We start from the raw sequence: 15,647 nt of genomic DNA on the forward strand, positions 1-15,647 counted from the left end.
TGACGTTGGCGGCAAACAAAACGGCTTATTCTTTGGTCGAAATAAGCCGTTTTAATTGTGTATTTATGCAATTTGAGTGATGAAACACCGATATTATGCGTTTCTTAACTCTCTGCGAAGAATTTTTCCTACTGTCGATTTGGGGAGTTCTTCAAGCACCGTTATTGATTTAGGTACCTTATAGTTGGTGAGTTGCTCTTTACAAAACGCAACCACGGCATCGTTTTCAATCGGCTTACTCACCGTTATAAAGGCACAAACCCGTTCACCGGTTTTATCATCAGGGTTGCCTACTACCGCGGCCTCGACAATGTCAGGATGAGACGTAAGTACGTCTTCTACTTCGTTTGGATAGACGTTAAAGCCAGAAACTAGAATCATGTCTTTAAGACGGTCAACAATTTTGATTGCACCAGATGCTAACCGTATGCCGATGTCTCCTGTTTTGAAGAATCCATCCGGCGTCATGACCTTTGCCGTTTCATCGTCTCTATTCCAATATCCCATCATTACTTGGGGCCCACGAACAGCGATTTGTCCAGAATCACCTTCACCAACAGGCTCGTCGTTGCTATCAAGTAACGCCACTTCGGTATCCGCTAACGGCAAGCCTACCGAACCGATTTCTTCTTTACCTGGAAGGTTAAACGACACCACTGGCGCGGTTTCTGATAGCCCGTATCCCTCGGTAATAGTATTACCTGTGACATCTTTCCAAATTGCGACAGCCCCTTGGGTAAGTGCCGTTCCGCCTGACATGGTTAAATGTAATTTAGAGAAATCGAGTTTAGCAAATTCAGGGTGGCGACCTAACCCAACAAATAAGGTATTAATGCCAGCGAATGCCGTTATCGCGTGTGGTTTAAGGGTTTGAATAAAGCCATCGATATCACGTGGGTTTGGAATAAGCAAAATTTGACTGCCCTTGGCGAACAAGGCCATCATGCATACCGTAAACGCATAAATATGATAAAGGGGGAGCGGGCACACTACCACTTCTCCGCCGTCTTTAAACTCAGCCCCAATTCGGTCAAGCATTTGAATGCAGTTAGCGAGTACGTTTTCATGGCTCAGTGCAGCGCCCTTAGACACACCGGTCGTCCCCCCGGTATATTGAAGCATGGCTAACGATCCAATCTCGATTTTCGCGCGGTCGAATGTAGGTAGATTATTACCTTCCTCTATTGCACCGGACAGCGATACAGTATTAGCTAGATTCGGCGCCGTCGCGGCGTCTAAGAGCTCCGTTGCAGATGTCGCAACGACGGTAGTTATGCTGGTATCGTCTTTTATCGCGTCAAACTTAGGCATTAGGTCGCTAAGAATAACCAGCGCCGTTGCGCCACTGTCTGTGAATTGGTGTTTCATTTCGCGTTCGGTGTACAGCGGGTTGGTATTTACAACGACCAACCCTGCTCGAAGGGCCGCATACACCGCAATAGGGTTTTGAATTAGATTTGGAAGTTGGATAGCAATACGATCGCCTGCTTGCAGCTTAGCGGTATGAATAAAATAACGAGCAAGGGCTGACGATTTTTCATCAATGTCTTTGAACGTTAGCGTCTGTCCAAGGGCTGTATATGCGGGCTTATCGGCGTACTTTTGAAGCACAGACTCAATATAATCTGCTAGAGAACCAACGTTATCTGGGTAAGAAATCATAGCGCAATTTTCCTAATGCTCATTCAATTTATCGATAAGGTAACAAAAGTCGTTTTTCATTAACATAATATTTACTTTATAAGTACGCATTCATAGCGATGATGGTTTGCTTCTATCTTGCGGTTTGTGACATACGGCAAAGACAAAACCACCAAGCCCACCGGCAACGCATTGCATAATAACGCCTAGTGTTGAACGGGCACCTGCAATAAGTGTTACATTGAGAATTGGCTGCATAGCTGCGAGCATAACCCACATCCCAACCGCACCGGCCAATACGTAGATGAAGCGGCGAACGGTAGAACTGCAGTGTCGTCTTGTTGTAAGCCAGTTAGCGACAATCATCGCAATGAGGAGCGTTGCGCTAATGGCACTACCATAAAGTAAAAGTAGGCCCTGAATATCCGCAAAGGTGGTCATTAACCATTTACGTGGGGCAATGTCGACGTTAAGTTGTACAAGATTGAGCAAAACGAATTGTGTATGCAGGATGCTGGCGACAAGGTAGGTCGTAAGCCACGCGGGTAAATACGCGCGTAAAAACATCAATACGGTGTGTATAACTCGCATAACGCGTTCCTTAATGAGTAGTCCAGATTTTTATACCATTGCATGCTAGGGTAAAGAAATAAACGTTTTTAGAGTACTCGGTATGAATAAACTTCAACACGTAATGATAATTGCCATGTTTAGCATAGGGTTTGCTACCTATGCCAACACCGCTGAGCCTTCACTTGATTTCACTACCGACGTCATCGCAGATAAACTTGTTTCTCCATGGGCGTTAGCCCTTACTCCGCAAGGCCATTGGTTGATAACCGAACGGGAAGGAAATGTGGTAAAAGTGTCAAATGATGGCACGGTAACGCGCCAAAAATTAGCCCTTCCATCGCTTTATGTTGCAGGGCAGGGAGGGCTTATGGATATCAAGCTTTTCCCTGACTTTAATAAAAGCCGAGCGCTAATGATTTCCTATGCGAAAGGAGACAAACACGACAATAGGCTTGCGGTAATGAAGGGAACGTTGAGCGTAGAGGGAGAGATAGAAGGGCTGGAAACGGTGTTTGAAGTTAAAGACACAAAAGATACGCCTGTACACTATGGTGGACGTCTACTAGCGCTTAATAAAAATGAATGGTTAGTGACCAGTGGCGATGGTTTCGACTACCGCGAAAAGGCGCAAAAACTAAACTCGCAGTTAGGTAAGGTGTTGCGCTTTAATAGCGATGGTAGTGCGCCTGTCGATGGTACATTTTCCGGCGCCCCTTTCATTTTTACTTACGGCCACCGAAACCCTCAAGGGCTAATTCAAGGGCCGCATGGCGAGATATGGCTGCATGAGCACGGTCCCGATGGTGGTGATGAAATCAATCAACTTCACCGTGGCGATAATTACGGATGGCCAGTAGTGACAAACGGTAATGATTACTCAGGTGCTCGAATTTCGCCGTTTAGACACTATGAGGGAATGCAAAACCCAGTTTGGGACTGGACGCCTTCTATTGCACCCTCAGCAATGGTCTACTATTGTGGCGCTCAATTCCCGTCGCTGCGCAATACTTTGCTGGTGACCGCGTTAAAAGATAAAGCCGTCTATGCGGTGGCGCTTGAAGAGCAAAACGCATCCCAACAACGTATTTTTTCATCGTTAGGTAAGCGCTTGCGAGATATTGCCGTTGATAACTTAGGTTATATCTATCTGCTTACCGATGGTACTGACGCTTCACTGGTGCGTGTTAGTCCACGTAACCAATAAAATTGTCAGGGAGTCACAGTAAAACAGAGGCAAAAATTTTTATCAGGGAACGGTGTTTGTTTATTATTTGCTCTGGTACTACCATAAATAGAATAAATACCTAGGATAAATTCAGCTAGGTGTAAGCATATAAAAAAATAGACGCCATCACGACATTGTCGTGCGGCTAAGCCCTATGAGTGTTTTTAACCTAATGAAATTGAAGGGTTAATTTCATCATGCTTGTGTGTTGAGTCAATTTTAGTGAGCGAAGCCGTGCGCCAGATTTGATTAATTATTTAGCGCAATCAGGCAGGAAAATTTACTGTATTGTTCTTATGATTACTTGTCGCTATAAAATCAGGTAAAATAATCACCAAATTTTATGCGTTGTGTTACTTAAAACGTATAAACAAACCTAACGTTAACCCAAGACCGAGATAAATATATGAGTTTGTATTCAGAATATTTGGCAGAGATCGAAACCCGTAAAGCGGAGCTAGGTCTTCACCCTAAGCCTATCGACAGTGCAGATTTACTGTCAGAAATCATTGCTCAAATCAAAGATACTGGTAACGAGCACCGCGAAGACTCACTTAAGTTCTTTATCTATAACACCTTGCCAGGCACCACGAGTGCTGCAGGCGTTAAAGCAACTTTTCTGAAAGAAATCGTTCTTGGCGAAGAAAAGGTTGATGAGATCACGCCTGAGTTTGCACTTGAATTGCTTTCTCACATGAAAGGTGGCCCATCTGTTGAAGTGCTTCTTGATTTAGCGCTTTCAGACAACGAAGCGGTAGCTAAGCCAGCGGCCGAAGTCGTAAAAACACAGGTTTACCTATACGAAGCTGATACAGAGCGTTTAGAAGCGTCTTACAAAGCAGGCAATGCAATAGCAAAAGACATTCTAGAGAGCTACGCACAGGCAGAGTTCTTCACGAAATTACCTGACGTGCCAGAAAAAATTGATGTAGTCACTTATATTGCTGCAGAAGGTGACATCTCTACTGATTTACTTTCTCCAGGTAACCAAGCTCACTCTCGTGCAGACCGCGAACTACACGGTCAGTGCATGATCACACCTGAAGCACAGCAAGAAATTGTTGAGCTAGGTAAAAAGCACCCGAATGCCAAAGTAATGCTTATTGCAGAAAAAGGCACCATGGGCGTAGGTTCTTCGCGTATGTCTGGTGTGAATAACGTTGCACTTTGGGCCGGTGAGGCAGCAAGCCCTTACATTCCATTTGTAAACAAAGCCCCAGTGGTTGCAGGTACTAATGGTATCGCTCCAATTTTCTTAACGACAGTAGACGTAACTGGCGGTATTGGCTTAGACCTTAAAAACTGGGTTAAAAAGACAGATGCTAACGGTGAAGTGGTTCGTGATGCTAACGGCGACCCAGTATTGGAAGAAGCATACTCTGTTGCTACAGGCACAGTGCTAACTATCGATACTAAAGCGAAAAAGCTGTTTAACGGTTCAGAAGAACTTGCTGATATATCCAGTGCTTTCACTCCGCAAAAAATGGAGTTTATGAAAGCGGGTGGTTCTTATGCAGTAACCTTTGGTAAGCAATTACAAACATTCGCTGCGAACGTGTTAGGCACAGACGTACCTGAAGTTTATGCACGCTCTAAAGAAGTGTCTGTAGAGAACCAAGGCCTAACGGCTGTTGAAAAAATCTTTAACCGCAATGCGGTAGGCGTTAAATCTGAGACCCCGCTTCACGCTGGTTCAGACGTTCGCGTTAAAGTAAATATTGTAGGCTCACAAGATACAACCGGCCCGATGACATGCCAAGAGCTTGAATCAATGGCAGCATCAACGATTTCTCCGCTTGTAGACGGTGCATACCAGTCTGGCTGTCACACCGCGTCGGTATGGGATAAGAAAGCGCAAGCTAATATTCCTAAACTTATGTCTTTCATGAATAACTTTGGTGTAATCACAGCACGTGACCCTAAAGGGGTTTACCATGCAATGACTGACGTAATTCACAAAGTATTGAACGATATTACGGTTGATGATCGCGCGATCATCATTGGTGGTGACTCTCATACACGTATGTCGAAAGGTGTCGCGTTCGGTGCTGACTCGGGTACGGTAGCGGTAGCACTTGCGACAGGTGAAGCGGCAATGCCAATTCCTGAGTCGGTAAAAGTGACGTTCAAAGGCGAAATGAAGAGCCACATGGATTTCCGTGATGTGGTTCACGCGACTCAAGCGCAAATGCTTAAGCAATTTGGCGGTGAGAACGTATTCCAAGGTCGTGTTATTGAAGTACAAATCGGTACGTTGCTTGCTGACCAAGCATTCACGTTCACTGACTGGACTGCAGAGATGAAAGCGAAAGCGTCAATCTGTATTTCAAACGATGAGACGATGATTGCGTCATTAGAGCTTGCTAAAACACGTATCAAGATCATGATCGACAAGGGCATGGACAACGATGCGGCTATGCTTCAGGGTCTTATCGACCTTGCTGATAAGCGTATTGCTGAAATCAAGTCAGGCGAAGAGCCGGCGCTTGCACCAGATGACAACGCAAACTATTACGCAGAAGTGGTGGTTGATTTAGACCAAATCGACGAGCCAATGATTGCTGACCCAGACGTAAATAACGAAGACGTTTCTAAGCGCTATACCCATGACGTTATTCGCCCTGTTTCGTTCTACGATGGTAAAGCAGTTGACCTTGCGTTCGTCGGTTCTTGTATGGTTCACAAAGGTGACATGCAGATTATCGCTCAAATGCTTCGCAATTTAGAAAAGCAAAATGGCAGCGTGTCGTTTAACGTGCCACTTGTTGTTGCACCACCAACATACAACATTGTTGATGAGCTAAAAGCGGAAGGCGATTGGGATATTCTTACCAAGTACGCTGGTTTCGAGTTTGATGATGCTAAACCAAAAGAATCTGCACGTACTAAGTATGACAACATCATGTACCTAGAGCGTCCAGGGTGTAACCTTTGTATGGGTAACCAAGAGAAAGCAGAACCTGGTGATACGGTTATTGCTACCTCTACGCGCTTGTTCCAAGGTCGTGTTGTTGCCGACTCTAACGAGAAGAAAGGTGAGTCACTTCTTGGTTCAACACCGTTAGTAGTGTTATCTGCTGTGCTTGGCCGCTTCCCAACAATGGACGAGTACAAAGCAGCGGTTGAAGGGATTAACCTTACTGACTTCGCGCCACCTGCTGAGGACATGGCCGTTGCGCCTAAGTTTACGCCAGACGTAGCGATTCAAAACGTATAGTCTAAAACGTTTTATTGAAATACAGCTAACTTATAAAAAGCCCCAATTTTGGGGCTTTTTTTACATTTTTCTGTCACGTTCTAAAGTGCGTTAACGCAAAGAAAGAGTGCCTCTATATAGCATCAAGATATAGCATCAATCAGGCCACTTACCGTGACTAACGACTAATTTACTTATTGGCCTTTTAACCTATACTCGAAGGCATACCGATTTTTAAGCGCTGGATAGCTGGTTTTAATGGCAAAAACACTTGTGGACAATGCTCTTAAGGACAAGGCAGCTAAGAACAGAGCACCTAAGGTCAAGGCAACTGCGGATAATGCAACTGGAGGCGATGCACCTTCAGATAGCGCACATGTAGGCAACGCATCTGTAAAAAACGCGTCTACGGAAAACGCTCACCTAAATAATTCTGCTGACACAGTCAAACGAGCACTTCGCAAAACCGGTTTTCGACTGATGCTGGCATTTTCGTCCGCGCTTATTGTGGGCATCGTGGTTACCCGCGCTGATAATAATGCTCTCGCGCTTAGTGTTGCTATATGGTGTTTCGTCACGTCTTGCGCAGCGATGTATTTTGCGAATTATGAAGCTTTGATTGCAAAGCTGTGGGCTGTAGTTGCATGTCCTATTGCACCTTACCTAGTCTTTAGTAACGGCCTTTTACCCGCATCTCTTATTCCTTTGGGGCTTGTGTTTCCCATTGTATTTCTTTCCGGCAGATGGCGAGTGGCTTCTATGGCCGTTATCGCAGGCAGTACCTTTGTCGTGCCGTTCTATGAGGGAGAATACGACCATGCGGTATGGGTAAGGTTATGCATTACAAATGTTGTGGTATCAATACTTATCTATCAGTTGGTGAGCCGATTGGAAGCTGCGTTAATTGAAAGTAATGCCAAAACAATAAAACTTAACCACGCCCTAGCGTTAGAGTGAGAGGCATCTTTAACACAGGCTCGCTTTTTAGCCACTATGTCCCACGAAATACGTACGCCCCTCAATGGAATTCTCGGGCTTACTGACGTTGTGTTGTCTAAAGGAATAAGTGAAAGCGCTAGGCCAAATCTAGAGCGAATTCAACAGTCAGGGATATCGCTAAATCGTATACTAAACGATATATTGGATGTCTCGAAACTCAATGCGGGAAAGCTTTCTTTAGAATCAACGCCGTTTAATTTAGTTTCCACGGTGCAGTCCTGTGTATCGTTTTATTCTCAACTTGCGCAAAACAAAAATATTGTCCTTAACTCAAGTATTGCTGATGACGTTAGCGCCCACGTTTTCGGTGACGCAGTTCGCTTATCGCAAATACTGAATAACCTAATTAGTAACGCCATCAAGTTTACGCAACAGGGCAGTGTATCTGTAGTGGTTGAGTGTGTTACTGCTTCATCCCGTGAGCAAGCCATAAAGTTCTCTGTTATCGATACTGGAGAAGGGATAGAGCAGTGTGAAGAAGTTGATATTTTTGGTGCATTTACTCAAGCAAATAGCAGTATAAACCGCACTCATGGCGGCACCGGCTTAGGCTTACAAATTGTGAAGAGTTTGGTTGAAGCAATGGGCGGTAATGTCACCTTACGCAGTGAAATAGGTAAGGGGAGTGATTTTAGCTTTGTATTAGCGTTCACCTTCCAGGATGAAACACTTAATAGTGAGTTAGAGCTAAAAACAGAACCCATAAACACCACCCCGTCCATTGACCAAGAAATACATGCTGAGGGTATGAGTAAAGGCTCTGTGTTAGTGGTTGATGATAATGAGATCAACCGAATGGTAGCGCAATCATTGTTAGAAGACTTAGGGGTAACGGTAGTGCTTGCGAACAATGGTCACGAGGCGTTAACCATTGCGGCTCAACAGACATTCAATTTGATTTTAATGGATTTACAAATGCCAAACATGACGGGTGCAGAAACAGCAACGGCACTACGAGATACAGGCGTTACCACACCCGTTATCGCGTTTACGGCATCAGTAGTGTCAGATGAGATAGACAAAGCACTCTTATCGGGAATGAGCGGGTATATAACCAAACCCGTGGACAGCAAAGAGCTGTCCAAACTCATTGAACGCTATGTTTTTTCTTGAAGAAGCTGTCTTTTCTAAAACCTGCCTTGTCGAAAAGCAGTCTTGTCAAAAAATAGCCTTGTAAAAAATGGCTTGTTAAAAACTGTCTAGTTTAAATTAAACATTAGGGCGTTAATTTATTTCACGCTTTCTATCGCTTACTATTGCATTGATATAGAAAGACAAAGGTTGGCGATGCATAAAAAACGAAGCACCTTATCAATAAGTTATAAAGATGGAGTAATAACCAGTAAGCTTTATGGCATTTTTAATGAGCGCAGTGCAGAAGATTATCGAGAGCACCTTTTTAAGTTAGTTTTGGGTTTAAACATGAAGCCTTTCGCGTTGCTTGCAGATATAAGCGAAGTTGAAGGTGCAACGCCCGAAGCATTTGATATGGTAAAACACATTGTAAATCGCCTACCTGAAATGGGGCTAATAGCCAAGGCTTACGTATTCAAAGGCCCTGTCATCCGCGGAATGATGTTTCAAAGAATCCCTGAATTGAAACATATGAATTATTTGTTTTTCACCGATTTTGATGAAGCGTTCCATTGGCTATCCAGTGAATACAAACACAAGCTGTCAGCTCAGCCTAATTAGAGCGTGTTTATCTGTGCTCCGTCACTCAATACCGAGATGGCGGATTGAAGCGTCTGCGCAATGCCATCGCATTATTTTTCGCGGTTTACCGCAAACGTAAGACTTGAAAAATACGTTTCAAAGTCGGCTTTAATACTATTTTTAAGCGGCACTCCCCACACGCAGTTTAGCTTAACTGCGCCAGACTCGTTAAATGTAAAGGTAGCCTGCCCATTCTCATCAGTGAGGAATGATTGGGCGGCGTGAGTTGCATTTTTAAGGGGGACCGAATCTATTAATGCATCTTGTAGAGGTTTGCCTTTAAACAGTACCTGGACGGTGAGGCTGTTACTTTTTCCTAATTTAAAAGGATGGCTAAGCGGTACAATTTCTAATGTATGACCAATAGGCTTGGTAGCGTTGTCGGTAAGTGTTTCTCCCACTTGTACAATAGCCTTTGCTTTTCGAGAGTAAAGTTCTTCTCCATCGTAGCCTTCAAGGCCCTTGCGTTTTCGATATTCAACGACTTCCTTAAGTCCTTCCTTTTTTGCGTAGTCGTTAAATTTTTCTGCTTCTAGCACGCTCACACTGTGATAGCTTTCAAAACCGATGATATAGCTCCCTGCCTGCAAGGTAGCGGTTTTAGCCACGCCGGGTAGTAAGCTAGATTTAGGAATAATGCCTGCTGCCATATCCTCAACCCCTGTTGGGGTGTAGTTGCGAAGCGCTACGATTTTATCCCAAGATAAATTCCAGCTATTAATGTCGTCTTTATGACCCACTTTGAACTGCACTGCTACTGGCGATGCGTCCTCAAAATGAAACTGCGTGGGCTCAAGCCAAAAGTCGTGGGCCAAAGAAAATGGCGCGTAGGCTACTGCGGTGAGCGCCGCGAGGCTTTTGATAAGTGCTTTTTGTATGTTAAATGCTTTCATATATTTATATCCGTTTTCATTTAATTAGCTCCACCTTAATTCCATTTGCTGATTCGTGCAAAGCTTGGGGACCACAGGTAAAACCCGCCTGAAGCACAGTATATTTAATCACTAATATCAATACGCTTAACCTTTCTAAACAGTTTTTTTAGGAGTGGGGCGTGGGCACAAGTAAACGAAGTAATGCATTGGCAGGTATGCCATGTAAATTTGAATGGCAATTACTATTAGCATGGGCATTAGGGATACTGGTATGGATAGCAGCAGCCGCAACCGTAAGTGCCAATACGCTCGATGATGTTCATCAGCGCGTACCTACACAGACGGCAAACCTATACACAGCGTCTCACCATACTGTGGCTCTTAGCGATTACTTGATAAGTGAAAAGCTTGATGGCATTCGTGCAAGGTGGACGGGAACAGAACTTCTAACCCGAAAGGGTAATGTTATTCATGCCCCAAAGTGGTTTACGCGGGCATGGCCAAATACCACGCTAGATGGCGAGCTGTGGTTTGCTCGAGGTAAATTTGAAGATACAGCCTCTATTGTGCTTACTGACATTCCTGACGAACGCTGGAAAAGAATAAAATTTATGGTGTTTGATATGCCGCTGCTTATGCAACCTTTTGAAAGAAGGGCAGAAGAGATTAAGCGACTTACTGATACAGCAAAAAGCCCAGCGTTACTCGCTATCCCTCAATTTGTGCTGCACACCCATGAAGCCTTGCAGGAAAAGTTAAATAGTGTGACCGATGCAGGTGGGGAGGGGCTTATGCTTCATTATCGCCAAGCGCGATATGTTAACGGTCGTAGTGCCTATTTACTTAAACTTAAGCGCCACCAAGACAGCGAGGCAAGGGTGATCGCCCACATAAATGGCAAAGGCAAATTTAACACCATGATGGGATCGTTATTAGTTGAGCGGGCTGATGGTGTTCAATTTAAACTTGGTAGCGGTTTTTCAAACAACGAGCGGAAGCACCCGCCAGAAATTGGTGAGTGGGTCACCTATAAATTTTACGGCTATACCAATACTGGAAAGCCCCGCTTTGCCAGTTTTATGCATATTCGCCCTCAAAACGATTTACCAGAAGCATCAACGGCCAATAAGCACTAACGTGTTGTTGATAAGGAGTGTCTAGTCAAACGCACAGTGCCGCTAAATTGCAAAATTGATATATGTGCTATACGGTGGTATCTCTTCACTCGCGCCTTACTCAAACAAGTAACTTTGTATGTGAGGCTTATGACAGGGTAGATAAGGTAATCGCAATGCAGTCTTTATGGAAATTATTGTTCTTCGCTGTAATCGTCGTTTTACTTGCCGCATGCGAAAAGTCACCGAATGGCAGTCATGAAAGTGACTCTACTGAAGATTCTGGTATCGCATCAGGTGAGCTTATCTCACACATTAAGGCGTCAGGCGTCTTAAAAGTTATTACTCGAAATGCCCCCACTACGTATTTTATAGGGCGAAATGTGCAGCCTAGGGGGCCCGAGTTTGATATGGCCGAGGCGTTTGCCTCTTATTTAGGTGTTGAGCTTAAGATCATTGAAAAAGCCTCTATTCAAGGCGTGATAGCGGCGTTGAGAAATAACGAAGGGCATATTGCTGCGGCGGGACTAACCCAAACAAAAGCAAGAGCAAAAGAGTTTATGTTTGGCCCTAATTACCAAGACATTACACAGCAGGTGGTTTGCCGACGAGATAACGTGCAGCCAGAAACCATAGATGAGCTAATAGGGCTCGACATAATGGTGGCTGAGGGTACAGCCTACAGTGAGCGACTAAATGAGTTGCAAGAGCAGTACCCTGCGCTTAGCTGGGTGGAAAGCGCAGAATTATCCACCGAGCAAATTCTTTACAAGGTGTGGCAAAGGGAAGTTGATTGCAGTGTTGCCGACTCTAATATTGTTGATCTTAACCGTCGATACTTCCCAGAGTTAATCGCCCCTTTTAACCTTAACAGAAGCGAAAAGTTAGCGTGGATGCTGCATAAATCTAGTACAGGGTTGGGCGCTGAAATACAGAGGTGGTATGCCGAATATGAGGAGACGGGCCGATTAGACAGCATGTTAGACCAATATTACGGCTTTTTTGAGGTATTTGATTATGTAGATACGCGTACGCTTATTCGCCGCGTCGAAAAGCGTTTTCCTGAATATACGCAGTATTTTAGAGACGCTGCTAAAAAGTATGATTTACCCTTTCACTTATTAGCGGCACAGGGGTATCAAGAGTCTCATTGGTTGGCCGATGCAGTAAGCCCCACAGGTGTGCGCGGTATAATGATGCTGACAAAGCAAACAGCCAATGAAGTAGGGGTAAACGATAGATTAGATCCCAAGCAAAGTATATTTGGTGGTGCACGCTACCTTGCCAAAATTAGAACCCACCGATTTGTAGAGGAAGTGGAAGAACCTGATCGCACTTGGCTTGCATTAGCTGCATACAACATAGGCCGAGCGCATTTACATGATGCGCAATCACTAGCCCGTACACTTAACTTGAACCCTCATAAGTGGGCCGACATGAAACAAGTATTGCCCTTACTTAGTGACAAGCGATATTACAAAGATTTACGTTATGGTTATGCCCGAGGCACCGAGCCGGTGCGTTATGTACAGCGAATTCGAGAGTATCAGCATATTATAGAAAATGAGCTGCAATAAGTTCCTGTAACAACGCAAGACTAGAAAGTGACACAGTGTTGCCAAGTGTTCTTTGCTAATACGCTAGTCTCGCACGTGGCAGCGTCATTGGATGTTAGCAAAATTAGTGTATAAACTACCTACCAACTCCCCAGTCGAGTTTTCGACTTTTATCGCTTATAGGAACGTCAAATGGACAAGCTTTTCTTTATACTAATGGTTCTTTGTTTATCTACTGGTTGCGTACAGGCGCAAATCGATCCGGTCGCTAAAATGAACGAAGTCAGTTTTGATAGTATCTCAATTACCATTGGCGAAAAAAAATATGACGTAGAATACGCAAAAACCTTTGAACAGCGTGCTCAGGGGCTTATGTTTAGAAAAGAATTATGTGAAGATTGCGGAATGTTTTTCACCTTCGATAGCAGCAAATATGCTGGTATGTGGATGAAGAACACTTTTATACCCTTAGACGTAGCATTTATCGACAGAAACGGTGTAATTACTGATATAAAACCTTTGATGCCTCATAGCCTAGAATCTGTAGGCTCATCGAAAAAGGTACTGTACGCACTGGAAATGAACCAAGGGTGGTTTGCCAATCATAACGTGAAGGTTGGAGACCAATTAATAATTCATCGTTAAGCTGCGCAGTATCAATGCGCAGTATGCCAGTCAAACACTGGTACTAATCTGGAGTTAAATAAAGTGACAAATGCCTTATCGATAGCCAAGTTCGGCGGAACCAGTGTTGCCAATTACGAGGCAATGCAACATTGCGCGAGAATTGTGGCCGGTAATGAAACCACACGAATTGTGGTAGTGAGTGCATCAGCGGGCGTAACAAATCATTTGGTCAGCCTTGCTCATACGCCAATGACACAACAACAAATTGAAGACACGTGTCAGGCGATCACTGACATAGAGCTTGCGATTTTAAATAAGCTTACCGATAAAGATGAAGTCGCAGTTAAACTGAACGACTTACTCGATGAACTCCGTGCATTAGCATTTCATGAAGAAATCCTTCACAGAAACGATTTGAAGGATCAACTGTTATCCATGGGTGAGCGCATGTCCTCACTGATGTTCTCTTCTGTGTTGTCTGAACAAAACGTTAAAACCATTAATTTTGATGTACGTAAAGTATTACGAACCGACAGCGAATACGGTGAGGCATCTCCTCAGATTGAAGAAATAGCGAAACTCGCTGAGCAACTTTTGGCGCCTGAGATTACGGACGCCATCGTCGTTACCCAGGGTTTTGTTGGCGCAGACGGGGAGGGGCATACAACCACACTAGGCCGAGGCGGCTCAGACTTTACTGCTGCGTTACTCGCCGAGGCATTAAATGCACAGACGTGCGAGATTTGGACTGACGTTATTGGTGTCTATACTACCGATCCTCGTATAACTGATGCTGCACGTCCTCTGCCAGAATTAAGTTTTGAAGAAGCGGCAGAAATGGCCACTTTCGGCGCGAAAGTGCTTCACCCCGCTACCATGGAGCCGGCACTTCGGAAAAATATAAAAGTCTTTGTTGGCTCAAGTAAAGAACCGGAAAAAGGGGGCACATGGATTGTTCGTGACTGCGAACACGAGCCGCCTTATCGCGCTATTACGCGTCGTAAAGAGCAAGTAATGGTTACGGTTAAAACACCGAAGATGATGTATGCTCAAGGCTTTCTACAGCAGGTTTTTGCTATTATAGCAAAACACAAACTAAGCGTTGACTTGGTTACCACGTCCGAAATCTCCGTATCGTTTACCTTAGATAACCCTGCTAATTCGGTAGCACAAAGGCTGAATAAAGAAACTATTGCTGAACTAGAGACCATCTGTGATGTAAAAGTTGAGAAGGGCTATGATTTAGTGACCGTGGTAGGCAACAATATGCAAACGGCGACAGGCGTTTCGAGTAAGATCCTTGCCTCGGTAGCTGATTTTACACTTCGTATGATTTGTTTCGGTGCTAACCCACACAATTTATCATTTTTAGTCAGCGAAAATGACAGTAACGATGTAGTGTGCAAATTGCACAAAGCGTTATTCGAATAATACGGCTTAAGGCGGGTATGTCTGTTACCCGCCACTATCTCATTCTATGGGAATAATGATTTCATGCCGTTTATTCCATGGCAGCGTAAATGGCGAATCATACCCCAGATAACTCGCTTCCCCTGATGGTGCAAAGCCATTTTCCGTCAGCAGTGATAATAACGTCTGCTCATAAGCATCACGCTTACTGTCTGTATCAAGCCCTGAATAGGTGATAGACGCCACCTTCCTTGAAGGTACGTTAACTAGTGACACATCGGGGTGAGTAGGGACAGGTGCGGTCTCTTGGGTATATTGGCTGGGTAAGAAAAACATCATGCCGTTATTTTCTGATACTTCAACCGGTGACGTCATCGCGATGTCGGTGCTGGCATTAGCCACCTCCACAGGAGACGTCATCGCAATGTCACTGTTGGACGTGTTGTCACCAGAAATGTAGTTGAAAAGCAGCCTAAATGCGCCATTTTCACTGCTGCCTTTAGATGTCACTCCAATAGCCTCTGGATACTGGCGAATTTCAACGTCTTCATTTAGCTGTTTAATGACCTCGTACGGAATAGTTTCCGTGCTTTTGTAATACACCTTTTCAGCCTTTACATTACTTGCACTCATTACCAATCCAATTACTAATAGCCTAAAAAATACCGTCATTATGTTGTTTATTGAAGAAACCATACTCGGTATACGTGATAA

At 44.3% G+C, this 15,647-nt stretch carries 13 protein-coding genes; 9 read left to right on the top strand and 4 right to left on the bottom strand.

From position 1 onward, the window contains the following. Window positions 1-93: 93 nt before the first annotated feature. Both ACOJRU_RS03180 and ACOJRU_RS03185 read right to left on the bottom strand, forming a co-directional pair. Window positions 94-1,662 carry an AMP-binding protein gene (locus tag ACOJRU_RS03180; RefSeq protein WP_421133608.1) on the bottom strand — a complete coding sequence of 523 codons (1,569 nt, stop codon included), beginning with the start codon at window positions 1,660-1,662 and terminating at the stop codon, window positions 94-96. Between the two features lie 90 nt (window positions 1,663-1,752). Further along, entirely contained in the window at window positions 1,753-2,232 is a 480-nt protein-coding gene (locus ACOJRU_RS03185; RefSeq protein WP_421133609.1) for a hypothetical protein, read from the bottom strand. Window positions 2,233-2,314: 82 nt separating this feature from the next. On the opposite strand from ACOJRU_RS03185, the gene ACOJRU_RS03190 reads away from it, so the two are divergent. From ACOJRU_RS03190 to ACOJRU_RS03210, 5 genes are all read left to right on the top strand, one after another. Then, a complete protein-coding gene (locus ACOJRU_RS03190; protein WP_421133610.1) occupies window positions 2,315-3,418 on the top strand; it encodes a PQQ-dependent sugar dehydrogenase in 1,104 nt (367 codons plus the stop codon). Window positions 3,419-3,845: 427 nt separating this feature from the next. Further along, on the top strand, window positions 3,846-6,656 hold the full coding sequence (locus tag ACOJRU_RS03195; RefSeq protein WP_421133611.1) for a bifunctional aconitate hydratase 2/2-methylisocitrate dehydratase: 2,811 nt from the start codon (window positions 3,846-3,848) through the stop codon (window positions 6,654-6,656). 237 nt (window positions 6,657-6,893) lie between these two features. Beyond that, window positions 6,894-7,592 (top strand): hypothetical protein, encoded by a 699-nt coding sequence (locus tag ACOJRU_RS03200; RefSeq protein ID WP_421133612.1) that lies wholly within the window; start codon window positions 6,894-6,896, stop codon window positions 7,590-7,592. Window positions 7,593-7,628: 36 nt separating this feature from the next. Next, entirely contained in the window at window positions 7,629-8,747 is a 1,119-nt protein-coding gene (locus ACOJRU_RS03205) for a response regulator (protein WP_421133613.1), read from the top strand. A gap of 174 nt (window positions 8,748-8,921) precedes the next feature. Continuing rightward, on the top strand, window positions 8,922-9,329 hold the full coding sequence (locus tag ACOJRU_RS03210; protein ID WP_421133614.1) for a hypothetical protein: 408 nt from the start codon (window positions 8,922-8,924) through the stop codon (window positions 9,327-9,329). A 71-nt stretch (window positions 9,330-9,400) separates the two neighbouring features. Here ACOJRU_RS03210 and ACOJRU_RS03215 read toward each other — a convergent pair whose 3' ends face one another. After that, window positions 9,401-10,243: a DUF4198 domain-containing protein gene (locus ACOJRU_RS03215; protein ID WP_421133615.1), complete on the bottom strand. Its 843-nt coding sequence runs from the start codon at window positions 10,241-10,243 to the stop codon at window positions 9,401-9,403. A gap of 161 nt (window positions 10,244-10,404) precedes the next feature. On the opposite strand from ACOJRU_RS03215, the gene ACOJRU_RS03220 reads away from it, so the two are divergent. The 4 genes from ACOJRU_RS03220 to lysC all read left to right on the top strand — a co-directional run bounded on the left by ACOJRU_RS03220 (window position 10,405) and on the right by lysC (window position 14,954). Beyond that, window positions 10,405-11,361: a DNA ligase gene (locus tag ACOJRU_RS03220; RefSeq protein ID WP_421133616.1), complete on the top strand. Its 957-nt coding sequence runs from the start codon at window positions 10,405-10,407 to the stop codon at window positions 11,359-11,361. Between the two features lie 155 nt (window positions 11,362-11,516). Beyond that, window positions 11,517-12,917, top strand: coding sequence for a membrane-bound lytic murein transglycosylase MltF (gene mltF, locus ACOJRU_RS03225; RefSeq protein ID WP_421133617.1), 1,401 nt, complete (start codon window positions 11,517-11,519; stop codon window positions 12,915-12,917). A 171-nt stretch (window positions 12,918-13,088) separates the two neighbouring features. Then, the gene (locus ACOJRU_RS03230; RefSeq protein WP_421133618.1) at window positions 13,089-13,541 is read left to right on the top strand and encodes a DUF192 domain-containing protein; all 453 of its coding nucleotides are present in this window, start codon (window positions 13,089-13,091) and stop codon (window positions 13,539-13,541) included. Between the two features lie 63 nt (window positions 13,542-13,604). Then, a complete protein-coding gene (gene lysC / locus ACOJRU_RS03235) occupies window positions 13,605-14,954 on the top strand; it encodes a lysine-sensitive aspartokinase 3 (protein ID WP_421133619.1) in 1,350 nt (449 codons plus the stop codon). A gap of 39 nt (window positions 14,955-14,993) precedes the next feature. On the opposite strand, the gene ACOJRU_RS03240 is transcribed toward lysC, so the two are convergent. Further along, window positions 14,994-15,566, bottom strand: a complete 573-nt coding sequence (locus tag ACOJRU_RS03240) for an SOUL family heme-binding protein (protein ID WP_421133620.1) — start codon at window positions 15,564-15,566, stop codon at window positions 14,994-14,996. Between the last annotated feature and the right edge of the window lie 81 nt (window positions 15,567-15,647).

This window comes from Alteromonas algae, assembly GCF_049117195.1.
In the GTDB taxonomy this organism is placed as follows: domain Bacteria; phylum Pseudomonadota; class Gammaproteobacteria; order Enterobacterales; family Alteromonadaceae; genus Alteromonas.